Here is a 25,845-nt window from a genome sequence, read left to right on the forward strand (position 1 = left end):
CAACATTGTCGATTTATTGCAATGACCGCGACTGCGCCCAGTTGCGCCAGCGCAGACAGTGTTGCTCATCCAGTTGTTCGAGCGCCTGCGCTGCCTCCAGCCGCCAGTGCCGCAGCAAGGCTTTTTGGCCGCTGAGACCAAACTGCGTCACGCAGTCTGCCGTCGTCCTTTGCTGTTGCAGATGCCCGCGCAGCGCGGGCAGCGGCAGGCCGCTCGCCAGCAGCAAGCGTTGCAGCGCGCCCAGGCTGGCCTCCAGCGGCCGATGGGCGAAGGAAAATCCGGCCAGTTCACGCCAGTCATCCTCACTCAACTGCGTATCGCCGTCATCGCCGGTGATCTCCAGTTGCAGATCAACCCGTTGCTGCAACCAGCGCCAATCGCGCGCCAGGTGCTTATGCGCCGCATGCCGCAGCGCTTCCCCCTGCTCGCTCAACGCCAGGATGGCCATGGCGGTATAGCAGCCGCTGCTGGCCTCCGTCTTGCTGCCGATACGCACCAGTTCAAAACCGCAGGATTGCCAAAAGCGCCACAGCGGTTCGGTGTAGCCAAAACTGACCGAAAGGAAATCCAGCCCCTGCGCCCGTTGGCGCTGCTGCTCGATCAGGCTGCGGGCAATGCCCTGTTGGCGCAAGGCAGGCAGCACCGCAATGCGGGTAATGCGGCGCGAACGCAACGTCGGCGCCCACCACTGGCCGCCATGCGCCGCCAGCGACTGAGCCACCAGGTTACCGCGCGGCCGCCGTCGGCCAGCCCAAACCTCATGCGCCAGTTCGGCACTCAGCCCCCCTTCATCCACCAACCACAACGCGCCAACCACTTCTTCTTCCACCTGCGCCACGCCAAAGTGCATGCCGGGTGCATCCATCAGCCGCCGTAGATCGAGCGGCGTGGTGCGGTAATGGGCGCTGCTCAGCAGAGCGTAAAAGCGCGCCAACCGTTGGGGATCGGCGCACAGCGCGCTCTGTTCGACCAGGCTGAAACTGGCGGCCTGCGCGGTCGCCCGCCATTCCGGTTGTTCATTGAACAACAGAGCATTATCTATCACCCGTTCCAACGCATCGCCTTCAGCCCAACGCATGGGGTGCTGTAAAGCTAATGGCCGGAACGAAGGCAACCCGGCGCAGAACTTCAGCAAAAACCCCCGGCCGGTGCCTTCATAGCCCTGTACCGTGGTAGTCAGCAATACACGAGGGAAATAACTGACCAACTGTTGCAACAGCGGGCCGGGAATAGCCGCCGCTTCATCCACCAGCAACCAACCCACGTTGCTGACGTCATGCTCGCGGCAATGCGCCAGCAGCGCGTCCGGCGCCCAGAACTGCGCGCGCCCCTGAGCCCATTCGCCGGCGACGTCGGTGGCGGCACGGCTCGGCCCGGTCATCCAGCAGGTGAGCGGCGTATTCGCCACCAACATGCCCGCCAGCGTCGACTTGCCGCGCCCACGTGCCGCGGTCAGCACCCAAACGCCCGCCGAGGCATTCAGCAGTTGCTCCAGTAGCCTTTGCTGTTCTGCAGTGGGGTGACCATCGGGTGCCTGCCAGGGCGGGCGCTCCGGCAATGCCGCCAACGCCAGCGCCTCACCCTGTCGCCAGAACGTGACTTCGCTGTCCGCCGCAAGATGGTGTTGCAGATGACGGATAAAATACGGGGTGGTGATAGGCTGCGGACAATCGCTCCAACGCAGGCTGTCGGCGTCCGGTTGCTGATGCCATTCACGCCAGGGCGGCGTCAGCAACAACAGCCAACTGCCGGCGCGCAGCGTGCCCGCCAGCGCCGCCAAGGCTTCAACATCCAGGCCCATTGTCGCGTCAAACACCGCATGCAGCCGCTCTTGGCCCAACAGGGCTCGCACCGCACCGCTCGCCAGAGGTTGCAAGCCGGTTGGCGGGTTTTCTCCCACCCACGGCCAGTCGCCCGGCAGGCTTGCAGCCAGCTGTTGCGCCTGTTGGCGGCACCATTGCGGCTCACCGCTGAGCACCAGCAGGCGTCTGATGCCCTGCTGCCGCATGAGTTGTTGCATTGCCTGTAGCAAGGCTATGTTCCCACCTAAAAAAATGCCGGAGTCAGGCTCCGGCAGGGTATATCAACGGGATGCGAAGGTGTTGCAGGTGTTCGGATCGCCGCTGTCGAAGCCCTGTTTAAACCAGGTGTAACGCTGTTGCGAGGTGCCGTGGGTGAAGCTGTCCGGTACTACGCGCCCCTGGCCCTGCTGCTGCAAACGGTCGTCACCGATCGCCTGTGCGGCGTTCAATGCCGCCTGCAAGTCACCCTCTTCCAGCATCTGCTGCTTCTCGGCATATTTGCCCCAAACGCCGGCAAAGCAGTCTGCTTGCAGTTCCATTTTTACCGACAGGCGGTTCACTTCAACCTGGCTGGCGCCCTGTTGCATCTGACGCACTTTAGGCTCAATGCCCAGCAGGTTCTGCACGTGGTGGCCGACTTCGTGCGCCACCACATAGGCCTGCGCAAAGTCACCGCCGGCGCCCAGCTTGGTTTTCATATCCTGGTAGAACGACAGATCGATATACACCGTTTTATCGCCCGGGCAATAGAATGGCCCCATCGCAGACTGGCCGGTGCCGCAGTTGGTGCGCGTCACGCCGCGATACATCACCAGTTTGGGCGGTTGATAGGTTTTGCCCATACGCTGGAAAACTTCTTTCCAGTTATCTTCGGTAGAAGCCAGCACTACCGAGGTAAACTTGGCCAACTCATCGTCTTTTGGACTGATGCTGGCGCTCTGTTGCTGAGTTTGCGGGCTAACGTCACCGCCGTTCAACAGCGGTGAGAGATCGATGCCGTAATAGCCGGCCACCAGCACCACCACCAGAATGACGATACCGCCTTTGCCGCCGATTGGCGCGCGAAAGCCCCCGCCGCCGCCCAGACCTGAAGACTCCCCGCGACGATCCTCAACATTGTCACTTTCCCGACGCCCTTGCCAACGCATAAGTAAACTCCAGATTAGGTTTTTAATAATCGTAGGAAACTAGCCCACTGATTGCCATTATAAATGGTTAACGAGGCGGGAAATGTAGAATTTTTCTGGAAATGCAGACGGAAGGGAAAATGGATAAATGACGGGGCGCTCCGGCAGGATAGCCCCGTATTGCGGGAGGACGCTTAGTCCAGTTTCACGCCAATGCGGCGCGCAACTTCTTCGTAGGCTTCAATCAGGCCACCCAGGTTCTGACGGAAACGGTCTTTGTCCATCTTGTCCAGGGTGTTTTTGTCCCACAGGCGGCTGCCGTCCGGCGAGAACTCATCGCCCAGCACCACTTCGCCGTTGAACAGACCGAACTCCAGCTTGAAGTCGACCAGGATCAGGCCCGCGTCGTCAAACAGCTTGCTCAGCACGTCGTTCGCTTTGTAGCTCAGCTCACGCATGCGCGCCAGATGCTCTTTGTTCACCCAGCCGAAAGTTTCGCAGTAGGATTCGTTGACCATCGGATCGTGCATCGCATCGTTTTTCAGGAACAGGTCGAACAGCGGCGGGTTCAGCACCAGGCCTTCTTCAATGCCCAAACGCTTCACCAGCGAACCGGCGGCGCGGTTGCGGATCACGCATTCGACCGGCACCATGTCGAGCTTCTTCACCAGCACTTCGTTGTCGGACAGCAGGCGTTCCATTTGCGTCGGAATGCCGGCTTCTTCCAGTTTGCTCATGATGAAATGGTTGAACTTGTTGTTTACCATGCCCTTGCGATCAAACTGCTCAATGCGCTGACCATCCAGTGCTGACGTATCGTTGCGGAACTCTAACACCAGCAGATCGGGGTTTTCGGTGGTGTAGACGGTTTTTGCCTTTCCGCGATACAACTCAGCTAGCTTTTGCATCTTACATACTCCAATAAAGAATTGTTTTAAAAACGCTTCAACACACAGGTGTGATATACCCAAAATAATTGGAGTTACAGCAAGGCGGCAAGGGCAGGAATCCCCGGGAGCTTACTCAAGTAAGTGACTGGGGTGAGTGCACGCAGCCAACACAGCTGTAGCTTCAAGAATGATGGGTATATTGTGCCAAACCTGGAACGCAAACGATACCGTGCCGACAAAACAAAAAGGGGCCGCAGCCCCTTTTTTAGTTATTTAACGCTGGTTTTACTGAACGCAGCCTGGAATGCCGCAACCAACCCGTCGTTTTGCGACTGGGTCAACGGCTTCCCTTTCGGATCGATAAATTGCAGGCTGGTACGGTTGTTCAAATCACCGACCTGCAGTTTGTAATCGCCTTCGGTCAGTTCAGGATCCTTGGCGCCCAACGCATCCCAGTCGCTACCGCTCAGGGATTTGTAGGTCACAGCGACGGTGCCCTGCGGACGGCTGCGGTCACCCACTTTCATCCCCAGTTTTTCCAACGCCGCAGGCAGGCGATCCCACACTACGGTATAAGGACCGCGCACAACCAACATCGGCAAGCCGGTGTCATCCGCGCCGCTCTGCACGTCCAGCGCGCCGAAGCGGTTAGCGGTTTGGCTGCTCACCAGGTTGTCCTGCTTGTCCAGGCCTTCAACGATGGTGTTCATCATCATGCCGTTGTAGCGCTGCACTTCGGAAGGATCGGTAATCTGCTCGGTTTTGCCCTGCTGCTGCAAACCGACGGTTTTCACCACCAGCGCCTGCTGGTAACCCTGCTGCTGCACGCTGATCTGGTAGCGGCCTTCGTACTGGTTGTCTTCATCCAGACGGTTCCATTTCACCCAGTCGGTAGTCAGTGTCTGACCGGCGTCCTGACGCGAGGCAATCGCGATATTTTTCGTCTGCAACATGCTGACGACGCGTGACCACAGGTTCTGGTTCTGCGGGCTGTTTTCCAGCAGCAGCGTACCGCTGTCGCCGGCATACTGCGCGCGTGAACCGCTCAGCAACGCCAACGGCTGCACAGGTGGGCGAATATCCAGTTGCTTGCCAACGCCGCCTTTCTGCGTGGTTGCCGGAACATCATAATTCCCGCTCTGCACCGGCAGGATCATACCGGCCGGCGCGTTCAACGGTTTGAGCTCCGACGCGTTGAGATAAGACTCATCGCCGCTGACCTGGCGTTTGTAACGCTGATCGGTGGTACAGGCGGCCAGCATCATAACCAGCGAAATACCCACGACTTTTGCTACCGTCGACTTTTGCAATGAATAAACCATCAAATTTCCCTTAGAGTTACAGCAAACCGGCGCTTTTTAACGCGCGCTCAACGATCGGACGAGCAGCGTCGGTCAACGGCGTCATAGGCAGACGCATCGTATCGGTTGCCATCAATCCCAATGCCTTACAGGCCCATTTCACCGGAATTGGGTTTGCTTCTACAAACAAATCCTGATGCAACGGCATCAAGCGCTGATTTAGGCGGCGTGCTTCAGCAAAGTTGCCCTGTGCTGCCAGCGTGCAAAGCTGCGCCATTTCACGCGCCGCCACGTTGGCCGTCACGGAAATCACCCCTTTGCCGCCCAGTTGCATGAAATCCAGACCGCTGGCGTCATCGCCGCTCAGCAAAATGAAATCTTCATCATCAACCAGCACTTGGATCTGACTTACACGACTTAAGTTCCCTGTTGCCTCTTTAACGGCAACAATATTCTTAATTTTTGCTAAACGCGCAATCACCGGCGGCAGCATGTCACAACCGGTGCGTGAAGGCACGTTATAGAGGATCTGCGGCAGCTCGGTGCTTTCGGCAATCGCCTTGAAGTGCTGGTACAGCCCTTCCTGGGTCGGCTTATTGTAGTAAGGCGTTACCGTCAGGCACCCTACTACGCCGGTATTTTCGAAGCTTTTGGTCAGCGAAATGGCTTCGGCGGTGGCGTTGGAGCCCGTACCGGCGATCACCGGAATGCGGCCCGCGGCCAGTTCCAGCGTCTGCAATACCACCTCAACGTGCTCGTCATGGGCAAGCGTTGCGGACTCGCCGGTCGTCCCTACGGAAACAATGGCCGAGGTCCCACTGGCTACATGATAATCAATCAGTTTTTTTAGGCTCGCACGATCGACAGCACCTTTGTCGTCCATCGGCGTAACCAGTGCAACAATACTTCCCGTAAACATTGGCCGTCCCCTCCACAAACAAGTCACTCATGGTACTTTTGCTACCTATCCAAAAGCAAGCAAACAACAGCGTTGTAAGCGCTTGGCAGGCGGTTTTTTTTATGTTTACCATGGTAACCCCATTGAGCACGACAGGAAGATCCATTTTGCCTAAGCCAGATGAACACTATCTCGTGATTACCGCGCTCGGCGCCGACCGCCCCGGAATCGTCAATGCCATCACCCGCCACGTCAGCAGCTGCGGGTGCAATATCGAAGATAGCCGTCTGGCCATGCTGGGTGAGGAGTTCACTTTCATCATGCTGCTTTCCGGCAGTTGGAACGCGATTACCCTGATTGAATCCACTCTGCCGCAAAAAGGCGCGGAGATGGAGCTGCTGATTGTGATGAAACGCACCAATTCGCATGAAAGGCCGCCGATGCCGGCCACGGTGTGGGTGCAGGTTGAGGTGAAAGACTCGCCGCACATCATTGAACGCTTCACCGATCTGTTCGACTCCAGCCAGATGAACATTGCCGAGCTGGTGTCCAGAACCCAACCGGCGGAAGGTCACCTGCCGCCGCAGCTTTACATTCAGATCACCGCGCACAGCCCCGGCAACGCGGATGCATCAAATATTGAGCAAGCCTTCCATCACCTATGTACAGAATTGAACGCACAAGGCAGTATTAGCGTTGTTAACTATCCACAGCATGATGAGAAAGATGGAGAGTAGTGATGAGCCCATTGAAAGCCGGTGACACAGCGCCGAAATTTAGTTTGCCTGACCAGGACGGTGAGGAAATTAATTTGGCCGACTTCCAGGGACAGCGAGTGCTTGTTTATTTTTATCCGAAGGCGATGACGCCGGGTTGCACCGTTCAGGCCTGCGGTCTGCGGGATAACATGGATGACTTGAAAAAAGCGGGTGTCGAAGTGCTGGGCATCAGCACGGATAAACCAGAGAAGCTGTCGCGTTTTGCCGAGAAAGAGTTGTTAAATTTCACGCTGTTATCTGATGAGGATCATCAGGTGGCGCAGCAGTTCGGCGTTTGGGGTGAAAAAACCTTTATGGGGAAAACCTATGACGGCATTCACCGTATCAGTTTCCTGATTGATACCAAGGGTAAAGTCGAGAAAGTGTTTGATGATTTCAAAACCACCAATCATCACGACATCGTTCTGAGTTACCTGCAGCAATAATTCTCACGAAGCGCAGCGGCCTGCTGCGCTTCGTCATTTCCGCTTATTCCCGTTCCGTGTCCACCCGCAGTTCGTCCGGCCAGGCATGTATCACCGCCTTCACCAGCGTGGCCAGCGGGATAGCAAAGAACACGCCCCAAAAGCCCCACAGCCCGCCAAAGATGATCACCGACAGAATAATCACCAGCGGATGCAGATTGACCGCTTCGGAGAACAAAATGGGCACCAACAGGTTGCCGTCCAGCGCCTGCACCACCAGATAGGCGACGATCAGCGTCCAGAAATCGGCGCCGACGCCCCATTGGAACATCGCCACCACCACCACAGGAATGGTCACCAACACCGCGCCGATATAAGGGATCAGCACCGAGAAACCGACCAGCACCGCCAGCAGCAGCGAATAGCGCATATCCAAAATAACGAACACCAGATAGGTCGCCACGCCGACGATCACCATCTCCAGCACCTTGCCGCGGATATAGTTGGTGATCTGCTGGTTCATCTCGATCCACACCTGCCCCGCCAACCCGCGATTGCGCGGCAGTACGCGGCGCACCGCGTTGAGCATTTGCTCTTTGTCCTTCAGCAGGAAGAACATCATCATCGGCACCAGAATCAGGTAAATCGCCAGCGTCAGCAGCCCGACCAGTGAAGCCAGCGAGAATTTCACCACCGACTCCCCCATGCCCGACAGCCGCCCGCGCAAGTTCTCCGCCATCATATCGATGATGCCGGCATCGACCAGCGCCGGATAACGCTTCGGCAGCGTCGCCGCAAAGTTATAGAACTGATTGAGCATCCCCGGCAGATCGGTCATCAGGTTGATGCCCTGCTGCCAGGCGGTCGGCGCCACCACAAACACCAGCAGCATCGCGATGCCGGCGAACATGATCATCACCAGGCTCGCCGCCCAGTTGCGCGAACAGCCGATACGCTGCAGCCGCGCGGTCGGCCACTCCAGCAGATACGCCAGCACGATGGCCACCAGCAGCGGCGTCAAAATACCGTGCAGAAAATAGAGAATGAGGAACCCGGCGACCAGAATCACCAGCAGGGCGATAGCCTGCGGATCGGTGAAGCGACGACGGTACCACTGTAATAACATCTCCAGCATCAGAGAGTGCTCCTAGAGGTTTGACTGGCAGGCATTGCGGTTCCTGGGGTTGGTCTTTTCATGAAATGAATGAGGTACCGGTTGGGCACGCCAACACGCAAAGTACCTGACGATCTCGCTGTGCTTCAACACCAAACGGATTGGATTTGCCGCTCCGGAGAACATCCAACTCACAACACGCTCCATAAGAATACCAGAGCCCAGTGCAAGCGTATCCTTAAACCGAGACGAATCGCAATCCGTACATCCCGGCAACGCGCAGGGCATTCCGTCGGCAGAAAATACTCTTTATTCTCATTTGGCTTCCGCGTCTCGGCCATTAAACGAAAACGGGGCGTAAAAACGGCGGGTCACTCAATAACTCTTATTTATCTTAGCAGCACAATCTTAATTATTTTTTGGATGTATTGATTATTGAATAAATAAATCAGATAATTTAAACACCGACTCAGAGAGTCTGATCATCATCGCCCTATGTCATACAGTAAACATTCACTTGCCAATGAGAAATCTCATACATTGTTACATATTATCGGCCATGATAATTATTCATCACTAAAACAATCACAGCCAAAAGTAAGCTACCAGGGAGTAGTAAACCCATGATTATTCGCCCAAACCAACACTGGTTTCTCCGCCTGTTTGACTGGCACGGCTCGGTGTTGTCAAAAATCACCTTCCGCCTGTTTTTAAATATCCTCATGTCTATTGTCGCCATCATCATTTATCAATGGTATGAACAACTTGGCATACATCTCACCATTGCCCCCTTTAGCCTGTTGGGGATCGCCATCGCTATTTTTCTGGGTTTTCGCAACAGCGCCAGCTACAGCCGCTTTGTTGAAGCGCGAATGTTATGGGGAACCCTGCTGATAGCGGAGCGCACATTATTGAGACAATTAAAAAACCTGCTTCCGGAAGATAAAAAAAATCATGAGGAAATTGCAAAATATCTTATTGCGTTTAGCTGGAGTTTGAAGCACCAATTAAGAAACACCGATCCCACGGCTGACTTATATCGCATTTTACCGAGAGAGGCTTTCTCGGAGATCATCGCCAGCCCAATGCCCACTAACAGAGTCTTGTTATTATTGGGCGACGAGATTGGCAAATTGCGTCTGGCGGGTAAATTAAGCGATGTCACCTATAAAATGCTCGATAATAAACTGGATGAACTCGCACATGTTCTCGGTGGTTGCGAAAGAATAGCCAACACGCCGGTGCCTTTCGCCTACACGCTGATCCTGCAACGCACCGTATATTTATTCTGTTCCTTGCTGCCGTTTGCGCTGGTTTCAGATTTGCATTACATGACGCCGTTCGTTTCCGTCTTTATTTCCTATACCTTTTTATCCTGGGACTCACTGGCCGAAGAGCTGGAAGACCCCTTTGGTACCAGCGCCAATGATCTGCCATTGAATGCCATCTGCAATACCATCGAACGTAATCTGATGGAAATGAACAATCAAAAACCTCTGCCTGCCCTGCTCAAACCCGACCGTTATTTCAATCTGATCTGACGCCACTCTTCGGCACGGTATACACCGTGCCGAAGCCTGATGGGAATAACATGTTCAAATAACTACCAGCGTTCAGCTGCCGCGCAATCTTTATCCCTTGCGGCAACCCATAGTTCGCCCTGCGGCGTTGATTCTCTTTTCCAGAATGGCGCTTTGGTTTTCAAATAATCCATAATAAATTCTGCGGCAAGAAAGGCGTCGGCTCTATGAGCGCTACTGACGCCGACCAAAACGATGCCATCGCCTGCCCGCATCTCGCCAATGCGATGAAACACGACCACCCGCCCCAGTGGCCAACGGAGGCGGGCTTCATCAACAATCTGCGCCAACAACTTTTCGGTCATGCCGGGATAATGTTCCAACGTCAGGGCATTGACATCACAGCCCAGATTATTGTTTCGTACTTTGCCGACGAAAGTGACCACGGCGCCCTCGGTCTCTGAGGCCGATAGCCATTGATGTTCCCGCGCGATATCAAAACTCTCGGTATCGACGATGATTTTATTTTGCATCTCAACCCCCGGTTACCGGCGGATAAAAGGCCACTTCATCACCGGCATTCAAGGGGTGATCGAAAGGCACCAGCGTTTGGTTTACCGCAGCCAAAAGTTTATCGCCCTCCAGCGCCAGTGCCCAACGGTCGCCTTTTAGCGACAGCGCCTGGCGTAACGTCGCCACCGTGGCGTAGTCGGCAGGGAGTTGCAGATGGTTGCAACCGATCAGCTCACGTACCTGAGCAAAGAATAAAACGTCAATCATGATCCCCCCGTGTGGTCATGGTCTTTCTCCAGTAAAATTACCCCCCGATAAACGACAGGTTTTGCGTGATGCCGGTATTCCCCTGATGCAAGAAATGCGTTTGTTTTTTCTGCAATAAACTGTGCGCAATACGCTCTTGCAACTCTTGTTGGCTGCTGTCGGCCTGCAACAGGTCACGCAAGCCAATGCCGCCATCACCAAACAGGCAAAGGTGCAACTTCCCCGTTGCGGAGACCCGCAGCCGGTTACAGCTGGCGCAGAAATTTTTTTCGTACGGCATTATCAGGCCGATTTCCCCCTGGTAATCCGGGTGGAAAAACACCTGAGCCGGGCCTGCGCTGCGCTCTCGTTCCCGGCGCTGCCACCCCATGACGACCAGGCGCTCACGGATCACCTCTCCCGAAATATGATGTTGGCGAAACAGGTCTCGTCCTTCCCCGGTTTCCATCAGTTCGATAAAACGCAGCTGAATCGGGCGGTGCTTAATCCAGTCAAGGAACGTCTGCAGGCTATGATGATTGATCCCGCGCATCAAAACGGCATTGACCTTGACCTTGTCAAACCCCGCCGTAAAGGCGGCGTCAATGCCGTCCATGACCTGCCTGAACTTGTCCTGGCCGGTTATGGCGTGAAACTGGTTGGCGTCCAGGCTATCCACGCTGACGTTAATGGACGTCAGCCCAGCGGCCCGCCAACGTGCCACATCACGCGCCATGCGGTAACCATTGGTGGTCATGGCAATATTGCTGATTTCCGGATTTTGTCTGACGGTTTCAATAATCTCGACAAAATCTCTGCGCAGTGAGGGTTCACCGCCGGTCAGACGGACCTTTTCCGTGCCGCAGGCGGCAAAAGCCCGCGTAACCCGCCGAATTTCATCCAACGTCAGAAAGCTTTTGTTGTTGCCCCCGGTGGGACGATACCCGTCAGGCAAACAGTAGCTGCAACGGAAGTTACACACATCCGTAATGGAGAGCCGCAAATAATAGAACTTACGTTCCCAGGGATCGGTAAATGTCGACATCTGCAATACCTCCCAAATGAGCAGTAACAAGAAATCATCAGGCACTTATGACTTAAGTGTCAGAGCGGAAAATAATGGCGTTGCTGTTGATTGCCCCGAGGCTGACCGAGAAGCAAAGCCAGGCTATCTGTTAAGCCCATAGCCTGGCTGCTTACTTTTTCAGTGAGACTTCATGCCGGCTGCGACCATCAGCAGTTTAAATACCGATGCCACTACGCCGAGGGCCAGCACGCTGGCGGCCCAAATGGCCATCATCCACATCAAGCGCCGCCAAAGGGCCGGATGGCTGTCTGTCAGAGGTTTCATGATATTCATCTCCTGGCAAGGTTATCGATCAATGGTAACCTTCGTCCGGTTTGATTTTTCCGCGGAACACGTAATAGCTCCAGCAGGTGTAAGCCAGGATGACCGGGATAATCAGTAACCCGCCGACCAGCATAAAGCCCTGGCTTTGAGGCGGTGACGCCGCCTGCCAGATGGAGATCGACGGCGGGATGATATTCGGCCAAATGCTGATCCCCAGGCCGCTGAAACCCAGGAACATCAAGCCCAGGGTCATCAGGAACGGACCATAGCTGGCCCGGCGGTTATACGCCGCCCGCACGATGCCCCAGGCAAAGGCCAGAACCAACAGCGGCACCGGCAGGAACAAGAAGATATTCGGCGCGGTGAACCAGCGCGCGGCAATATCTGGGTGCGCTAACGGCGTCCAGATGCTGATGATGGCAATGGCGGCCAGCAGCACCAGCGTCAGGGGGATTGCCAACTCGGACATCTTGCGGTGCAAGGCCCCTTCCGTTTTCATAATCAGCCAGGCACAGCCCAATAACGCATAGGCGACCACCAGGCCGAGGCCGCAGAACAGCGGGAACGGCGCCAGCCAGCTCAGCGCCGAACCGCTGTAGACGCGGCCGGTGACCTCGAAGCCATTCAATATTGCCCCGACGGCAACCCCCTGGCTGAAAGTCGCCAGGATCGAGCCGACAATAAACGCCTTGTCCCAAAACGGACGATGCTCCGGCGTGGCCTTGAAGCGGAATTCAAACGCCACGCCACGAAAGATCAGGCCAATCAGCATCGCGGTCAGCGGAATGGACAACGCATCGGTGATAACGGCATAGGCCAGCGGGAAAGCGCCATACAGAGCCGCACCGCCCAACACCAGCCAGGTTTCGTTGCCGTCCCAGACCGGCGCCACGGTGTTGACCATCATGTCGCGCTCGGTGGCATCCTTATTGAACGGAAACAGGATACCAATCCCGAGATCGAAACCATCCATCACGATATACATCAAGGTGGCAAATACGATGATGGTGAACCAAATAATTGAAAGATCGATGCCCATGTTAGTTTCTCCCTTCCGGCTTGTTCAAAGGATCCTGAACCGCAGACAGCGGACGCGCCGGCGTGCCGTCGGCAACGGCGCCATGCGTATCGTCGCTCCCCGGGCCTTTCTTGATCAGACGCATCAGGTACATATAGCCGACGCCGAACACCGAGCAATACACCGCGATAAAAGCCAGCAGGCTGAAGCTCATATGCATATCGCCGTGCGCGGAAACGGCGTCGCGGGTCCGTTGCACCCCATACACCACCCAGGGCTGACGACCGATTTCAGTGGTGAACCACCCGGCCAACAATGCAATCAGGCCTGAAGGTCCCATTAACAACGCGAACCACAAAAAAGGACGCGACTGATACAGACGGCCTCTCCAACGCAGCCATGCGCTGACGACACCAAGCAGAATCATCAGCATGCCCAGACCGGCCATCACGCGGAACGACCAAAAGATGATGGTGGAATTCGGGCGATCTTCCTTAGGGAAGCTTTTCAACGCCGGTACTTGCTTGTCGAGACTGTGCGTCAGGATCAAACTGCCCAGATAGGGAATTTCCAGCTTATAACGGGTTTTTTCCTGGTCCATATCCGGCACGCCGAACAGCACCAGCGGCGTGGCTTCACCCGGTCGGTTCTCCCAATGGCCTTCAATGGCGGCAATTTTCGCCGGTTGGTACTCCAGGGTATTCAAGCCGTGAGCATCGCCGATTACCGCTTGAATCGGGGCGACAAACAGCGCCATCCAGAGCGCCATGGAGAACATTTTGCGCACCGCCGGCGAATCATTGCCCCGCAGCAGGTGCCACGCAGCCGATGCCCCGACGAAGAAGGCGCTGGCCAGGAAAGCGGCGGTAGACATGTGCAATAAACGGTAAGGGAATGACGGGTTAAAGATAATTTTCAGCCAGTCGACCGGCACCACAATACCGTTTTCGATCGCATAGCCTTGCGGCGTGTGCATCCAGCTGTTCGAAGCCAGGATCCAAAAGGTCGAGATGAGCGTCCCCAGCGCGACCATGCAGGTCGCAAAGAAATGCAACCCGCGCCCTACCCGGTTCCAGCCAAACAGCATAACCCCGAGGAAACCGGCTTCCAGGAAGAAAGCGGTAAGCACTTCATAGGTCAATAACGGCCCGGTAATGCTGCCGGCGAACTGCGAAAAACCGCTCCAGTTAGTGCCAAACTGGTAAGCCATTACCAGACCTGACACCACCCCCATACCAAAATTGACCGCAAATATCTTCGACCAAAAATGATAAAGCTCACGGTAGGTGTCATTACGCGTTTTCAGCCACAAACCTTCCAGCACCGCCAGAAAACTCGCGAGCCCGATGGTAATAGCCGGAAAAATAATATGGAAGGAGACAGTAAAGGCAAACTGTATCCTCGCTAAATGGAAGGCATCTAATCCCAACATTGTTCACCCCTGTGTATCACCATTCTGATAAGTTTATAAACCAAAGTTATATTGCTATTCCGGGTCACAGCCCGCCATCCATTAAAAAGCGGGCCACATTATTTAAATGAGCCACGCAAAACAGAAGGAAAACCCCATGCCGTCCTTTTTTAATCCCGGTAATTATTTAACTTCCTGTCCGTACTTTTTAGCCAAATAGGCCTACGAGTGCCCCAAGGGTGGGTTTATGGGCACGAACATGGCTAGAATCAGGCTAATTAATTAGCCTCGATGCGCCTCAGCAACGCAGATGATTTTATTTTAAATTTTAACGGCATGTCTTCCGAACTTACCGCATTTTTTTCCAGCTAATGCTCTCTTGGTTTTTCTCAGTTTCCCTCGCCTTGTGAATTAATTTTACCTGCCAATAACATTTCGTCAAATTGGTTAATTTTATTGCGCAATAGATACAATCTATCACGCACCTTGTTAAGTTTTGATATGCTATTTGGAGAGGTTGTTTCAACATTGACAATGCAAAGTAAAAAAGGTAGCTCTATATTTAATGCGTTTTACATCAGTTATTGTTGCTTTTTAAATATCATATTTAACCTTTACTGGATGGTAGACGACTTATGAGCACGTATTATGATGATTCACAGGCAGTTTTTAGCCCTGTTACGCGCAGTGCCATCTTCATTGTCGCGACAATAACAAATACGCCGGAACACCACGCCACCGTACGCAACTGGTGTGCCGACGTGGCGGCGGTAGTGCGCTCGGTAGCGAAAAGAGCGCCGGATGGACGGCTGTCATGCGTCTGCGGATTCGGTTCCACCGCCTGGAATACGCTTTTCGGCATTCCGCGCCCGGCGCAATTGCATCCTTTTCGTGAAATAGGATCCGGCGGCCGTGTCGCCGTCGCTACGCCCGGTGACATTCTCTTACATATTCGTGCCGAAGAAATGGATCTGTGCTTTGAGCTGGCGACCCAGTTGCTGAATAAACTCGGCGATGCCGTCACCGTCGTGGATGAAGTTCAGGGTTTCCGTTATTTCGATCAACGCGCCATGATCGGCTTTGTCGACGGTACCGAAAACCCTGAAGGCCGCGGAGCCATCGACTTCACCGTGGTGGGTGAGGAAGACCGCGCCTTTGCCGGCGGCAGCTACGCCTTGGTGCAGAAATATCTGCATGATATGAAAGGCTGGAATGCGCTGACCGTTGAACAGCAAGAGGGCATTATCGGGCGCCATAAACAATCCAATATTGAGCTGGATGCCGACGTAAAACCTTCCTCATCCCACAGCTCACTCACCACGCTGGAAGACGAGAATGGCAACGAAGTAAAGATCCTGCGCGATAACATGCCGTTTGGCAGACCCGGCATGGGCGAGTTCGGCACCTATTTTATCGGCTATGCCCGCTCCCCAGCGCCGATAGAACAAATGCTTGAAAATATGATTATTGGCCTTCCACCGGGTAATTATGACCGTTTGCTCGACTTCAGCCATGCCGTCACCGGCGGTTTATTCTTTATTCCATCGCTGACGTTATTAGAAGCCTTGTCGACGCGCAGTGTGCCGCCCAATAGTCATTGACGTCACGGCTGGCGAAAAAATCATTAAAAGACAATTATTAAAAGACAATTAAAGAGTAACGCATCCAGCATTTTACTGAAAAATGCCGGATGCACTTCATTTCGCAAACGGCATTGTGATAACGATGCCTTAACTCACCACCACCAATAAGGAGCCAGCATTAAATTCGCTAACACCATTATTTAACCCGACAAGATTAAATAAATAACAGACATACCTAAAACGCCTGTTTTATTGAAGTTAAATCGCTTTAACTTGATAGGAGTTAATTCACCATGCCTATTTTATGTGATATTTGTCATGCTCGCCCGGCATCGGGCCGTGTGACAGTGATGCAAAATGGTCAAAGGAAATCCATTGCCATCTGTGATTACGATTACCGGCAATTAACGCGCCATCAAAATATTCTCAATCCATTCGACTCACTGTTGGGTGGCGGCGGCGCCTTATCGCGTTTCTTTAATGAGTTAACCGAAGACGAAGCGGCGGAAGAAACGTCCGGGTTCTCTGCGGAAGTCCCGCGCGAATCCATCGATGCCACCGATGCCTTCAGCAAACAAACGCTTGAGCTGCTGCAACGCGCGGCAGAAAAAGCGCATGAACTGCACCGCAGTGAACTTGATACCGAGCACCTGCTGTATGTGTTGGCGGATACCGATGTCTGCTCCGCCCTGCTGACAGAACTCAAGTTGTCGCCGCAGGACATCAAGGCCTACATTGACCAGCATGCTTACAAGGGGGCCGCCGAAACCGGCGCTACTCTGGAAGACATGACGGTTTCCCCACGTCTGAAAAAGGCCTTTATGTACGCTTTCCAGGCCTCCCGCGATTTGGGCCATTCCTATGTTGGCCCGGAGCATTTGCTGATCGGGCTCAGTGAAGTGCCGGACAGCATTGCCGGCGCCCTGTTGAAAAAATACGGCGTTACCCCAGCCGCTCTGCGACAGAAAGTGGTGAAGCTTGTGGGTAAAGGTGCGGAAGACGGCCGTATCGATACCCCGACGGGCACGCCAACGCTGGATAAGTTTGGCCGCGATCTGACTGAAATGGCGCGCCAGGGCAAGCTGGATCCGGTGCTCGGCCGCGCGCAGGAGATTGAAAGTACCATTGAAGTGCTTGCCCGCCGCAAGAAAAACAACCCGGTGCTGATCGGCGAGCCTGGCGTGGGCAAAACCGCCATAGTGGAAGGGCTGGCGCAGCGCATTGTCAAAGGTGACGTGCCCGAAGTGCTGCGGGGCAAGCGCCTGGTCGAAGTAAATATCAACTCAATGGTGGCGGGCACAAAATACCGCGGCGAATTCGAAGAACGCGCCAAACAGTTGATTGATGAGGTCAGCGAGAAAAATGCCGAACTGATTTTGTTTATCGACGAACTCCATACCATTGTCGGTGCCGGTCAGGGCGGCGGCGAAGGCGGCCTGGACATTGCCAACGTACTGAAACCGGCGCTGGCGCGCGGTGAACTGAGCCTGATTGGCGCCACAACCCTCAACGAATACCAAAAACATATCGAGAAAGATGCTGCGCTTGAACGTCGATTCCAGCCAGTTTTGGTACCGGAACCGACCGTCGACCAGACCATCGTCATTTTGCGTGGTCTGCGCGACAAACTGGAAGCGCACCATCAGGTGACCTTTGTTGATGAAGCGTTCGTCGCGGCGGCCGAACTGTCCGATCGCTATATCACGTCACGCTTCTTGCCGGACAAGGCCATCGATCTGATTGACCAGGCGGCGGCCCGCGTTCGCATTTCCGCCACCTCCCGGCCGGCTGATATTCAGGAACTGGAAGCGGAAATCGCCCACCTGAAACGCGAGCAAGACTCGGCGTCTTCGCGTAAAAAATTTGACGACGTTAAAAGCTTCGAAGCGCAAATTAGTGACAAACGGGCGCGCCTTGAAGAGTTAACGGAAGCCTGGCAGCGCAAAACGGGTTCGGAGACGCTGGAAGTCACCCTGTCTTCCGTCGCTGAAGTGGTGTCGCGCCTGACCGGCATCCCGGTGACCGAGTTAACCCAGGAAGAGCGGAAAAAACTGCTCAATATGGAAGACAAACTGCGTGAACGCGTGGTCGGGCAAGATGATGCGGTCGAAGCCGTCAGCGACGCCGTACGCCTGTCGCGCGCCGGGCTGAGCCAGGCACACCGCCCTATCGCCACCTTCTTGTTCCTCGGCCCTACCGGCGTCGGCAAAACCGAGCTGGCCAAGGCCATCGCCGAAACGGTGTTCGGTGACGAACAGGCCATTATCCGTATCGACATGTCGGAATACATGGAGCGCCATGCCGTTGCCCGTCTGATCGGTGCCCCTCCAGGGTATGTGGGTTATGACGAAGGCGGCCAGTTAACCGAGCGTGTAAGACGCCGCCCTTACAGCGTAATTTTGCTCGACGAGATCGAGAAAGCGCACCCGGACGTCTACAACGTGCTGCTGCAGGTATTCGATGATGGCCGCCTGACGGACGGTAAAGGGCGCGTGGTCGATTTCAGCAACACCACCATCATTGCTACCAGCAACCTCGGTTCTGCGGTGATCATGAATAACGCCTCGCTACCGGAGGCGGAACGCAAGTCAGACAAGACGATTCACGACGAATTGATGCAAGTGCTCAAGGGCCACTTCCGTCCTGAGTTCCTGAACCGCATCGATGAAGTCATCGTGTTCAACTCTCTGTCTCAGGAAAACATTCGTTTAATCGTGAATATCCAACTTGAGCATTTAACGCGTACGGCGGCAGCTCAGAATATCACTCTCAATATTGCAGATTCTCTGGTGGAACACCTGGTGGACGTGGGCTATCAGCCTGACTTTGGCGCCCGTGAACTGAAACGCAGGATCCGCCAGGAAGTGGAAACCCGATTGGCGAAGGAAATTCTTGGCGACAACCTGAAGTCGGGCGACAGCGTCGAGATTGGCTATGATCAAACCACTGACAAGGTCGTGTTTAACAAACTGCCCCCCATAAGCAAGGAGAATCCAGCCCCGCTGACAACGCCAGAAACGCCTGTTGCTCAGACTGGGCCGCAAACGCCCGCGGAGCCGCAGGCATAAGCTAAAAAGCCGTCCTGCGGCGGCGGAACATCAGGCGTGAAGTTGCCAGTCGTCTTTTTCACGCCCAGTGAGTCACCCGTAAAAGATTTATTGCCGCCTGAGCACCCGCTCTGTCTGGCCGCCGGTGCAGACAGAGAAATGGCAAAGCGCACGCAGCCATTATCAGGCGGCAATAATAGTTGTCGGTTATCCCGCCTCCCGAGGGGAACGCCGAATAGACCTGTCTCAATAAGATATCGCCCACTCAGGGGCGGTAGGAGTTCATATGATGAAGAAGAAACGCGCCGTTCCCGGAATTCGGCCCTATGATGGGCCGGCAGGTGGCTGGGGCGCCTTAAAAGCGACGGCTATCGCCGTGAAAACACAAATGGAAACCTTCGAAGCGCCGGTCACGCTGATGCGCACCAACCAACCGGACGGCTTCGACTGCCCCGGATGTGCCTGGCCTGACAAAGAGCACCACTCAACCTTCCAGTTCTGCGAAAACGGCGCCAAGGCGGTCACCTGGGAAGCCACCAGCAAACGGGTAACGCCGGAGTTTCTGGCGGCCAACACCGTGACTTCCCTGCTGGAGAAAACGGATTTTGAGCTGGAAGGCTACGGTCGTCTGACGCACCCGCTGGTTTACGACAGCGCCAGCGATACGCTGCGCCCGGTCGAATGGGAGGATGCCTTCAAGCGCATCGGCGAAGTCTTGCGCGGCATGCAGTCGCCGGATCAGGTTGAGTTCTACACCTCTGGCCGCGCTTCCAATGAAGCCGCCTACCTGTTCCAACTGTTTGCCCGTGAATTCGGAACCAACAACTTCCCGGATTGCTCCAACATGTGTCACGAACCGACCAGCGTTGGCCTGCCGCAATCCATTGGTATCGGTAAGGGCACGGTATCATTGGATGACTTCGACAATACCGAACTGGTGATTTCCATTGGCCACAACCCGGGCACCAACCACCCGCGCATGATGGGAACCCTGCACGAACTGGCGCGGCGTCAGATACCGATTATCGTCTTCAACCCGCTGCGTGAACGCGCGCTCGAGCGCTTTGCCGATCCGCAAAACGTTATCGAGATGGCGACCTACAGCTCCACCAATATCGCTTCAACCTACTATCAGGTTAAAGCCGGCGGCGACGCCGCCGCATTGAAAGGGATCGCCAAGGCGCTGTTGGAATATGACGCCGCGCAGGGCGCGGGCAGCAACGTTATCGATCGTGATTTCATTGCCGACCACACCCAGGGTTTCGAGCAATTCGCCACGGATTTGGCCGCCACCCCGTGGAAAGACATTGAAGCGGAGAGCGGCCTGACTCAGGAAGATCTGGAGCAGGTTGCGCTGGCCTATGCGAAATCCAAAGCCACGATCATTACTTACGGCATGGGCATTACCCAGCACAACAAAGGAACGGCAAACGTACGTTTGATTGCCGATCTGCTGCTAATGCGCGGCAATATCGGCAAGCCCGGTGCCGGGATCTGCCCGCTGCGCGGCCACTCCAACGTTCAGGGCAACCGCACCGTCGGTATCACTGAAAAGCCTTCGCCAGAGTTCCTGGCCAATCTGGAAAACGTGTTCGGCTTTGTCGCCCCAAAAGAGCACGGGCATGATGCGGTAAAAAGCATGCAATCCATGGTGGAAGGCACTTCCAGGGCGCTGATCTGCCTTGGCGGTAACTTCGCCGTGGCCTTGCCGGACCCGGATCTGTGCTTCCCGGCGATGAAATCGCTGGATTTAAGCGTCCATCTCGGCACCAAGCTGAACCGCTCACACCTGCTGGTCGCCAAGGAAACCTACATCCTGCCTTGCCTGGGGCGTACCGAACTGGATATGCAAGACAGCGGCCGCCAGTCGATCACGGTGGAGGATTCCATGTCGATGGTGCACGCCTCTTCCGGCAAACTGAAACCGGCATCCCCGTTCCTGCTTTCAGAACCGGCGATCGTCGCCGGTATGGCTAAGGCAACCTTGCAAGACAGTAAGGTCCCCTGGATGGAACTGGTGGCCGATTACAGCATCATTCGCGATCTGATTGAAAAAACCATTCCCGGTTTCGATAAATACAATGAGCGTATCGCACAACCCGGCGGGTTCCGCATGCCGCTGCCGCCAACCGAGCGCATATGGCCGACGCCAACCGGCAAAGCCATGTTCTCGGTGTTCAGCGGCGTAGAAGAAGACGCCGAGGTTCAGGGCGACGACGTGCTGCGGCTAATCACCCTGCGCAGCCATGACCAGTACAACACCACTATTTACGCAATGGATGACCGTTATAGAGGCGTATTTGGCCGTCGCGATGTTCTGTTCATGCACGATATCGATCTTGAGAAGCGGGGTCTGGAACATGGTGATCTGGTGGATATCGAAACCGTGGTGGCCGGGCGCAAACTGCGGCTGGAAAATATCACGGTGATCTCCTACAACATCGCTCCAGGTTCCGTCGGGGCCTATTACCCTGAGGCGAACGTTCTGGTTCCGCTGGATTATATCGACAAGGAAAGCGGCACCCCGTCTTATAAATCGGTGCCGGTTCGCGTAACTCACGCCACGGCCAGCTAACGGCGTAATAGACCCGTCGTTAACGAGTCTGCATTGAAGGGGGGGAAGTCGCATTCCCCCCTTTTTATTTGAACGCCTGCCCGGCGAGCAAACCTATGGCAATCAACAGCATGGCAACGCCGGAAATGCGGCTGACGATACGGGCGGCTTGCGGACGCGTCTGCAACAGGGACTGCGACCCCCATCCCACCAGCAGATAAACCAGCCCGCAACTCACCAGATGCAACAGACCCAACGCAAGGATCTGCATCGGAATCGACCAGGCAGCATTGGCATCGGTGAACTGCGGCAACAGCGCCAAAAACAACAGAAAAACCTTGGGGTTCAGGCCACTGATGCAAATCCCTTTACCGGCCCAACGCAGCCAGGAGCCGGACGGTTGCCCATCACCCGCGTTGGGCGCGGAGGGATGAAGCAGCATGTTAAAACCGATCCACAACAGATAAGCCGCGCCAATCAGGGTCAACGCCGTGAGGGCCAGCGGATTGCCCGCCACCAGCGCACCCACGCCGGCCGCCACGATCGCTATCGCCATCAGATGCCCCAACAGCAAGCCCGCCACCGCAGGCACCACCACCCGTCCGCGTATGCCTGCCGATATGATGTACGCCCAGTCCAGCCCCGGCGTAATGACAAACAGCATGGATACCGCCCAGAAGGCGGCGAAAATAGCCGGCGTCATATGCGCGACGCCTTTTGCGGCCACCGAAGCGCGGTGCGTTGGCTTATCCGTTTTATCATTTCACTTTCCTCCGCAGGACACGGCTTTCCGGCTCCAAAAGCCAGGAATGTCTAAAATTGTTCAATTATTGAAAAGAATATCCCCAAGTTGTTAGAATGTGGTTTCAATTATTTGCGTATAAATTGCAGATTGAGGGAAATTATTCCAAATGGATAAGATCGACCGCAAAATCCTTGCTGAACTCCAGTTCGATGGGCGTCTTTCCGTTACCGAATTGGCTGACCGGATCGGGCTCAGCGTTTCCCCCTGCCATCGCCGGGTACGCGCCCTGGAGCAATCCGGGGTGATCAGGGGCTACCGCGCGCACCTCGATCCCGGCTGCCTTGGCTTTAACTTTTCTGCGTTGGTGTTTGTCACTATGCGGGAAGGGGATCGCCAGGCCGTTGAAGCCTTCGAGAATGCCATGCTGGACATTCCCCAGGTTATCCAGGCGCAGCGGTTGTTCGGCGACCCCGACTATCTGCTGCACGTCATCGCCCGCGATCTACCGGCTTTTCAGCGGCTTTACGACGAACGGCTTTCTGCCCTGCCCGGCGTACAGCGCCTTACCTCCACACTGGTCATGAAAAGCGTGGTGCAAGACCGGCCTTTTCTGCCGTTGTAGATTCAAACCAACCCCCAAGAGGAAACAGTGATGAGCAGTGGTTTCGAGGATTCAAAAGCCTTATACATCGGCATCTGCACGGTGGTAGGCGATGCGTTCCTGGCATTGGCCAATGAAGAGCGTGAAACGCAAAAAGCGGACGTGATTAATGAGCTCAAAACGGCGATTACCCGTGAAGGCCGGGATGTCGGCCTGGATGAAGCGCGCGAATTGGCGATCGAGTGGCTGGAGCGATAACGGTGCCGAGGATAAAAACCGGCGTTTGCTCCGCCAGAGCGTCGCGCATGGTTTTTTCCGCCTGCAGCATCACCGTATGGATCGCACATTTACCGGCAACCGCCCAGTCGGGTGGCGAATTGTCGAATACCGCGCAACGGCCACGTACTTCCTGGCAGTCGAACAACGATTTGTGCACTTCAATGGCGTCGATGATTTCCAGGAAACTGATTTCATCCGCCGGACGCGCTGGTTATCGCCGAACAGACAGAGCAAACCGTGGATACCCTATTCAACGCTGGCTGTGATGTACGCCATTTTTGAGTCTTCAGTATGATGTGGCCTTCAATAACACAGACTCTATGAGTCTCCGTTTATCTTGCCAATAAAACGCGGACAAACCTGATCCTTGTTTTATCGTACACCCTGAATCAATCGAAAAGGGAACGGCGGGCAGAACGAGATAAAAGCGGGGGTTCAGAAATGAAAAATAAAACTTTTTTGCCCGGTTATTCCCTGACGGAAGTTTCATTGTCGCCAGCGGCTGACTATGATGTGATCTGTTTAAATGGCGCCGCAATGCGCCGTTTTGTGAGCCACCGCACTTTCGCGCTGATTGTTTTGGCGAGCCCGGCACGGAAGAAGAACTCTTATGTGATGCTGACGTCTTAGAGATGACTATTTAAGGGAAAGGCCTGACTATGACCACCCGGTTGACCAAAACAGCGATTGCAGTACTGTTGCTCGGCGCGATCAACGCCACGGCGATGGTGCCGGCCAAGGCGGAAACCCAGGATCAACTGCCGGACATGGGCACCTCTGCGGGCGGCACCCTGAGCATCGGCCAGGAGCTGGCGATGGGGGATTTCTATGTGCGCCAGTTACGCGCCAGCGCGCCCCTGATCAACGATCCGCTGCTAACTCAATACATCAACCAGTTGGGCAACCGGCTGGTGGCGAGCGCCTATTCGGTGCGTACGCCGTTCCATTTCTATCTGGTGCGCAACGACGAAATCAACGCCTTCGCCTTTTTTGGCGGCAACGTGGTGCTGCACTCCGCCCTGTTCCGTGAAACCGACAACGAAAGCCAACTGGCCTCGGTGCTGGCGCATGAAATCTCGCACGTTACCCAGCGCCATCTGGCGCGGGCGATGGAAGACCAGCAGCGCAATGCCCCGCTGACCTGGGTAGGCGCTCTCGGTTCGATCCTGCTGGCGATGGCCAACCCGACCATGGGCATGGCGGCGCTGAGCGGCACGCTGGCCGGCACCCAGCAGGGCATGATCAGCTTTACCCAATCGAATGAGCAGGAAGCCGACCGTATCGGCATTCAGGTGCTGCAACGCGCCGGGTTCGATCCGGAAGCGATGCCCAACTTCTTGCAGAAACTGTCCGACCAATCGCGCTATGCCTCCAAGCCGCCGGAAATGCTGCTGACACACCCCTTGCCCGACAGCCGCCTGTCCGATGCGCGCAACCGCGCCAACCAAATGCCCAAGCACCTGGTGCAGTCCACGCAGGATTACCTGATGGCCAAGGTACGTTCGCTGGGCATGTACAGCACGGAAGGCTACAGCCTGAATGAAGAACTGCTCGACGCCTACAGCAAAGGCAACGTACGCGAGCAGATGGCCGCCAAATACGGCCGCGCCATTCTGTTCTATGAAGCGAAAAAATACGACGACGCCCGTAACATCCTGCTGCCGCTGCTGACGCAAGATCCGAAAAACGTCTGGCTGCTCGATCTGATGACCGACATCGATCTCGGTCAGAAACGCGCGCCGCAGGCCATTGCGCGGCTACAGGCCGCCAACGCCGCGCAGAGCAACAATCCGGTGCTGCAGCTCAATCTGGCCAACGCCTACGTGGAAGGCAACCAGCCGGCGCAGGCGTCAAAAATACTTAACCGCTACACCTTCGCCCACCCGGACGATCCCAACGCCTGGGATCTGCTGGCCCAGGCCAGCGCCGCACAGGGGCTGCGCGATGAAGAGCTGTCCGCCCGCGCCGAAAGCCTGGCGCTAACCGGCCGCCTCGATCAGGCGATCGGCCTGCTCAGCAACGCCAGTTCGCTGCAAAAACTCGGCAGCCTGAAACAGGCGCGTTATGATGCGCGCATCGACCAGCTGCGCCAGTTGCAAGAGCGTTTCCGCCAGTACCAGCGCGGCTGATTTTCATAAGGATGAATTAAATGAAAAACGTCACTATTTACCACAACCCGCGCTGTTCCAAGAGCCGCGAGACCCTGGCGCTGCTGGAACAGCATGGCGTAACGCCTGAAGTGGTGCTGTATCTGGAAACGCCGCCGTCGGCAGACGAGCTGAAGAAACTGCTGAAGGAACTGGGTTTCAGTTCCGCACGCGAGTTGATGCGTAAAAAAGAGGATCTGTACAAAGAACTGAAGCTGGCGGATGAAACCCTGAGCGAAGCGCAATTGCTGGCGGCAATGGTGGCGCATCCGAAGCTGATCGAACGCCCTATCGTGGTCAAAGGCAGCAAAGCGCGTATCGGCCGGCCGCCGGAACAGGTGCTGGAGATATTGTAAACGCCGCTCCGGTAGCCCCCATTGACCAAGATTATGATCATAGCCCTTACCTGGGCTATTTTTAATTGATTGTTATATAAATACTTTTCATCATCCCTTTTGGTTCTTCCTGCTATTCTCCCGGCGTGCAGTTTTAACTCACAAACGGCGTTGACAACC

24 protein-coding genes and 1 pseudogene are annotated in these 25,845 nt (G+C 55.4%); 11 read left to right on the forward strand and 14 right to left on the reverse strand.

The features are described 5' to 3' along the window. Nucleotides 1–13 precede the first annotated feature (13 nt). From SPL01S_RS01850 to dapA, 5 genes are all read right to left on the reverse strand, one after another. Nucleotides 14–2,020 (reverse strand): GNAT family N-acetyltransferase, encoded by a 2,007-nt coding sequence (locus SPL01S_RS01850; RefSeq protein ID WP_232245981.1) that lies wholly within the window; start codon nucleotides 2,018–2,020, stop codon nucleotides 14–16. A 63-nt stretch (nucleotides 2,021–2,083) separates the two neighbouring features. Then, complete coding sequence (gene ypfJ / locus SPL01S_RS01855) at nucleotides 2,084–2,950, reverse strand: KPN_02809 family neutral zinc metallopeptidase (protein ID WP_004951822.1); 867 nt, start codon at nucleotides 2,948–2,950, stop codon at nucleotides 2,084–2,086. Nucleotides 2,951–3,123: 173 nt separating this feature from the next. Beyond that, nucleotides 3,124–3,837, reverse strand: a complete 714-nt coding sequence (gene purC, locus SPL01S_RS01860) for a phosphoribosylaminoimidazolesuccinocarboxamide synthase (protein WP_063197278.1) — start codon at nucleotides 3,835–3,837, stop codon at nucleotides 3,124–3,126. 251 nt (nucleotides 3,838–4,088) lie between these two features. Next, nucleotides 4,089–5,141 carry an outer membrane protein assembly factor BamC gene (gene bamC / locus SPL01S_RS01865; RefSeq protein ID WP_004951828.1) on the reverse strand — a complete coding sequence of 351 codons (1,053 nt, stop codon included), beginning with the start codon at nucleotides 5,139–5,141 and terminating at the stop codon, nucleotides 4,089–4,091. Nucleotides 5,142–5,157: 16 nt separating this feature from the next. Next, on the reverse strand, nucleotides 5,158–6,039 hold the full coding sequence (dapA, locus tag SPL01S_RS01870; RefSeq protein ID WP_004951829.1) for a 4-hydroxy-tetrahydrodipicolinate synthase: 882 nt from the start codon (nucleotides 6,037–6,039) through the stop codon (nucleotides 5,158–5,160). Nucleotides 6,040–6,149: 110 nt separating this feature from the next. On the opposite strand from dapA, the gene SPL01S_RS01875 reads away from it, so the two are divergent. Beyond that, nucleotides 6,150–6,755, forward strand: a complete 606-nt coding sequence (locus SPL01S_RS01875) for a glycine cleavage system transcriptional repressor (protein ID WP_196229885.1) — start codon at nucleotides 6,150–6,152, stop codon at nucleotides 6,753–6,755. 2 nt (nucleotides 6,756–6,757) lie between these two features. Further along, nucleotides 6,758–7,222 (forward strand): thioredoxin-dependent thiol peroxidase, encoded by a 465-nt coding sequence (gene bcp, locus SPL01S_RS01880; protein ID WP_006316879.1) that lies wholly within the window; start codon nucleotides 6,758–6,760, stop codon nucleotides 7,220–7,222. A gap of 43 nt (nucleotides 7,223–7,265) precedes the next feature. Here bcp and SPL01S_RS01885 read toward each other — a convergent pair whose 3' ends face one another. Beyond that, nucleotides 7,266–8,336, reverse strand: a complete 1,071-nt coding sequence (locus SPL01S_RS01885) for an AI-2E family transporter (RefSeq protein ID WP_063197281.1) — start codon at nucleotides 8,334–8,336, stop codon at nucleotides 7,266–7,268. Nucleotides 8,337–8,938: 602 nt separating this feature from the next. Between SPL01S_RS01885 and SPL01S_RS01890 the strand changes: the two genes are divergently transcribed. After that, entirely contained in the window at nucleotides 8,939–9,856 is a 918-nt protein-coding gene (locus tag SPL01S_RS01890; protein ID WP_004951843.1) for a bestrophin family protein, read from the forward strand. A gap of 62 nt (nucleotides 9,857–9,918) precedes the next feature. On the opposite strand, the gene moaE is transcribed toward SPL01S_RS01890, so the two are convergent. The 6 genes from moaE to SPL01S_RS01915 all read right to left on the reverse strand — a co-directional run bounded on the left by moaE (nucleotide 9,919) and on the right by SPL01S_RS01915 (nucleotide 14,395). Further along, nucleotides 9,919–10,368 (reverse strand): molybdopterin synthase catalytic subunit MoaE, encoded by a 450-nt coding sequence (gene moaE, locus SPL01S_RS01895; RefSeq protein WP_063197283.1) that lies wholly within the window; start codon nucleotides 10,366–10,368, stop codon nucleotides 9,919–9,921. Between the two features lies 1 nt (nucleotide 10,369). Beyond that, nucleotides 10,370–10,615, reverse strand: coding sequence for a molybdopterin synthase sulfur carrier subunit (moaD, locus tag SPL01S_RS01900; protein WP_004951848.1), 246 nt, complete (start codon nucleotides 10,613–10,615; stop codon nucleotides 10,370–10,372). A 37-nt stretch (nucleotides 10,616–10,652) separates the two neighbouring features. Beyond that, nucleotides 10,653–11,639 (reverse strand): GTP 3',8-cyclase MoaA, encoded by a 987-nt coding sequence (moaA, locus tag SPL01S_RS01905; protein WP_063197285.1) that lies wholly within the window; start codon nucleotides 11,637–11,639, stop codon nucleotides 10,653–10,655. 159 nt (nucleotides 11,640–11,798) lie between these two features. Then, the gene (locus SPL01S_RS24290) at nucleotides 11,799–11,945 is read right to left on the reverse strand and encodes a DUF2474 domain-containing protein (RefSeq protein ID WP_073972009.1); all 147 of its coding nucleotides are present in this window, start codon (nucleotides 11,943–11,945) and stop codon (nucleotides 11,799–11,801) included. Nucleotides 11,946–11,973: 28 nt separating this feature from the next. Next, a complete protein-coding gene (gene cydB / locus SPL01S_RS01910; RefSeq protein ID WP_063197287.1) occupies nucleotides 11,974–12,984 on the reverse strand; it encodes a cytochrome d ubiquinol oxidase subunit II in 1,011 nt (336 codons plus the stop codon). A gap of 1 nt (nucleotide 12,985) precedes the next feature. Beyond that, a complete protein-coding gene (locus tag SPL01S_RS01915; RefSeq protein WP_063197289.1) occupies nucleotides 12,986–14,395 on the reverse strand; it encodes a cytochrome ubiquinol oxidase subunit I in 1,410 nt (469 codons plus the stop codon). 614 nt (nucleotides 14,396–15,009) lie between these two features. Between SPL01S_RS01915 and SPL01S_RS01920 the strand changes: the two genes are divergently transcribed. From SPL01S_RS01920 to SPL01S_RS01930, 3 genes are all read left to right on the forward strand, one after another. Beyond that, on the forward strand, nucleotides 15,010–15,975 hold the full coding sequence (locus SPL01S_RS01920) for a Dyp-type peroxidase (RefSeq protein WP_063197291.1): 966 nt from the start codon (nucleotides 15,010–15,012) through the stop codon (nucleotides 15,973–15,975). A 275-nt stretch (nucleotides 15,976–16,250) separates the two neighbouring features. Then, on the forward strand, nucleotides 16,251–19,025 hold the full coding sequence (locus tag SPL01S_RS01925; protein ID WP_063197293.1) for an ATP-dependent Clp protease ATP-binding subunit: 2,775 nt from the start codon (nucleotides 16,251–16,253) through the stop codon (nucleotides 19,023–19,025). Nucleotides 19,026–19,290: 265 nt separating this feature from the next. Beyond that, the gene (locus SPL01S_RS01930; RefSeq protein WP_063197295.1) at nucleotides 19,291–21,579 is read left to right on the forward strand and encodes an FdhF/YdeP family oxidoreductase; all 2,289 of its coding nucleotides are present in this window, start codon (nucleotides 19,291–19,293) and stop codon (nucleotides 21,577–21,579) included. A gap of 64 nt (nucleotides 21,580–21,643) precedes the next feature. Here the strand turns inward: SPL01S_RS01930 and SPL01S_RS01935 are convergent, their stop codons facing one another. Further along, nucleotides 21,644–22,261: a LysE family translocator gene (locus SPL01S_RS01935; RefSeq protein WP_063197297.1), complete on the reverse strand. Its 618-nt coding sequence runs from the start codon at nucleotides 22,259–22,261 to the stop codon at nucleotides 21,644–21,646. Between the two features lie 208 nt (nucleotides 22,262–22,469). On the opposite strand from SPL01S_RS01935, the gene SPL01S_RS01940 reads away from it, so the two are divergent. Both SPL01S_RS01940 and SPL01S_RS01945 read left to right on the forward strand, forming a co-directional pair. Beyond that, nucleotides 22,470–22,925, forward strand: coding sequence for an Lrp/AsnC family transcriptional regulator (locus SPL01S_RS01940; protein WP_004951866.1), 456 nt, complete (start codon nucleotides 22,470–22,472; stop codon nucleotides 22,923–22,925). Nucleotides 22,926–22,955: 30 nt separating this feature from the next. After that, entirely contained in the window at nucleotides 22,956–23,162 is a 207-nt protein-coding gene (locus SPL01S_RS01945) for a DUF2767 family protein (protein ID WP_006316883.1), read from the forward strand. Between the two features lie 22 nt (nucleotides 23,163–23,184). Here the strand turns inward: SPL01S_RS01945 and SPL01S_RS25780 are convergent. Further along, nucleotides 23,185–23,391 (reverse strand): annotated as a pseudogene (locus tag SPL01S_RS25780) (Rrf2 family transcriptional regulator); the annotation flags it as partial. Nucleotides 23,392–23,624: 233 nt separating this feature from the next. On the opposite strand from SPL01S_RS25780, the gene SPL01S_RS01950 reads away from it, so the two are divergent. The 3 genes from SPL01S_RS01950 to arsC are packed head-to-tail and all read left to right on the forward strand — an operon-like array spanning nucleotide 23,625 to nucleotide 25,686. Next, entirely contained in the window at nucleotides 23,625–23,813 is a 189-nt protein-coding gene (locus SPL01S_RS01950; RefSeq protein WP_063197299.1) for a hypothetical protein, read from the forward strand. A gap of 29 nt (nucleotides 23,814–23,842) precedes the next feature. Next, a complete protein-coding gene (gene bepA / locus SPL01S_RS01955; RefSeq protein ID WP_062868237.1) occupies nucleotides 23,843–25,312 on the forward strand; it encodes a beta-barrel assembly-enhancing protease in 1,470 nt (489 codons plus the stop codon). A gap of 20 nt (nucleotides 25,313–25,332) precedes the next feature. Then, on the forward strand, nucleotides 25,333–25,686 hold the full coding sequence (gene arsC / locus SPL01S_RS01960) for an arsenate reductase (glutaredoxin) (protein ID WP_062868238.1): 354 nt from the start codon (nucleotides 25,333–25,335) through the stop codon (nucleotides 25,684–25,686). The last annotated feature ends 159 nt before the right edge of the window (nucleotides 25,687–25,845 follow it).

It is taken from the genome of Serratia plymuthica NBRC 102599, assembly GCF_001590925.1.
Taxonomy (GTDB): domain Bacteria; phylum Pseudomonadota; class Gammaproteobacteria; order Enterobacterales; family Enterobacteriaceae; genus Serratia; species Serratia plymuthica.

Coding starts and splice junctions, on each gene's coding strand:
- SPL01S_RS01940 (WP_004951866.1), top strand. CDS start 22,470: ATGGATAAGATCGACCGCAAAATCCTTGCTGAACTCCAGTTCGATGGG.
- bamC (WP_004951828.1), bottom strand. CDS start 5,141: ATGGTTTATTCATTGCAAAAGTCGACGGTAGCAAAAGTCGTGGGTATT.
- SPL01S_RS01885 (WP_063197281.1), bottom strand. CDS start 8,336: ATGCTGGAGATGTTATTACAGTGGTACCGTCGTCGCTTCACCGATCCG.
- moaD (WP_004951848.1), bottom strand. CDS start 10,615: ATGATTGACGTTTTATTCTTTGCTCAGGTACGTGAGCTGATCGGTTGC.
- SPL01S_RS01930 (WP_063197295.1), top strand. CDS start 19,291: ATGATGAAGAAGAAACGCGCCGTTCCCGGAATTCGGCCCTATGATGGG.
- dapA (WP_004951829.1), bottom strand. CDS start 6,039: ATGTTTACGGGAAGTATTGTTGCACTGGTTACGCCGATGGACGACAAA.
- SPL01S_RS01875 (WP_196229885.1), top strand. CDS start 6,150: ATGGTAACCCCATTGAGCACGACAGGAAGATCCATTTTGCCTAAGCCA.
- SPL01S_RS01890 (WP_004951843.1), top strand. CDS start 8,939: ATGATTATTCGCCCAAACCAACACTGGTTTCTCCGCCTGTTTGACTGG.
- SPL01S_RS24290 (WP_073972009.1), bottom strand. CDS start 11,945: ATGAAACCTCTGACAGACAGCCATCCGGCCCTTTGGCGGCGCTTGATG.
- SPL01S_RS01925 (WP_063197293.1), top strand. CDS start 16,251: ATGCCTATTTTATGTGATATTTGTCATGCTCGCCCGGCATCGGGCCGT.
- cydB (WP_063197287.1), bottom strand. CDS start 12,984: ATGGGCATCGATCTTTCAATTATTTGGTTCACCATCATCGTATTTGCC.
- SPL01S_RS01950 (WP_063197299.1), top strand. CDS start 23,625: ATGAAAAATAAAACTTTTTTGCCCGGTTATTCCCTGACGGAAGTTTCA.
- bcp (WP_006316879.1), top strand. CDS start 6,758: ATGAGCCCATTGAAAGCCGGTGACACAGCGCCGAAATTTAGTTTGCCT.
- purC (WP_063197278.1), bottom strand. CDS start 3,837: ATGCAAAAGCTAGCTGAGTTGTATCGCGGAAAGGCAAAAACCGTCTAC.
- SPL01S_RS01915 (WP_063197289.1), bottom strand. CDS start 14,395: ATGTTGGGATTAGATGCCTTCCATTTAGCGAGGATACAGTTTGCCTTT.
- moaA (WP_063197285.1), bottom strand. CDS start 11,639: ATGTCGACATTTACCGATCCCTGGGAACGTAAGTTCTATTATTTGCGG.
- bepA (WP_062868237.1), top strand. CDS start 23,843: ATGACCACCCGGTTGACCAAAACAGCGATTGCAGTACTGTTGCTCGGC.
- SPL01S_RS01945 (WP_006316883.1), top strand. CDS start 22,956: ATGAGCAGTGGTTTCGAGGATTCAAAAGCCTTATACATCGGCATCTGC.
- moaE (WP_063197283.1), bottom strand. CDS start 10,368: ATGCAAAATAAAATCATCGTCGATACCGAGAGTTTTGATATCGCGCGG.
- SPL01S_RS01935 (WP_063197297.1), bottom strand. CDS start 22,261: ATGACGCCGGCTATTTTCGCCGCCTTCTGGGCGGTATCCATGCTGTTT.
- arsC (WP_062868238.1), top strand. CDS start 25,333: ATGAAAAACGTCACTATTTACCACAACCCGCGCTGTTCCAAGAGCCGC.
- SPL01S_RS01920 (WP_063197291.1), top strand. CDS start 15,010: ATGAGCACGTATTATGATGATTCACAGGCAGTTTTTAGCCCTGTTACG.
- SPL01S_RS01850 (WP_232245981.1), bottom strand. CDS start 2,020: ATGCAACAACTCATGCGGCAGCAGGGCATCAGACGCCTGCTGGTGCTC.
- ypfJ (WP_004951822.1), bottom strand. CDS start 2,950: ATGCGTTGGCAAGGGCGTCGGGAAAGTGACAATGTTGAGGATCGTCGC.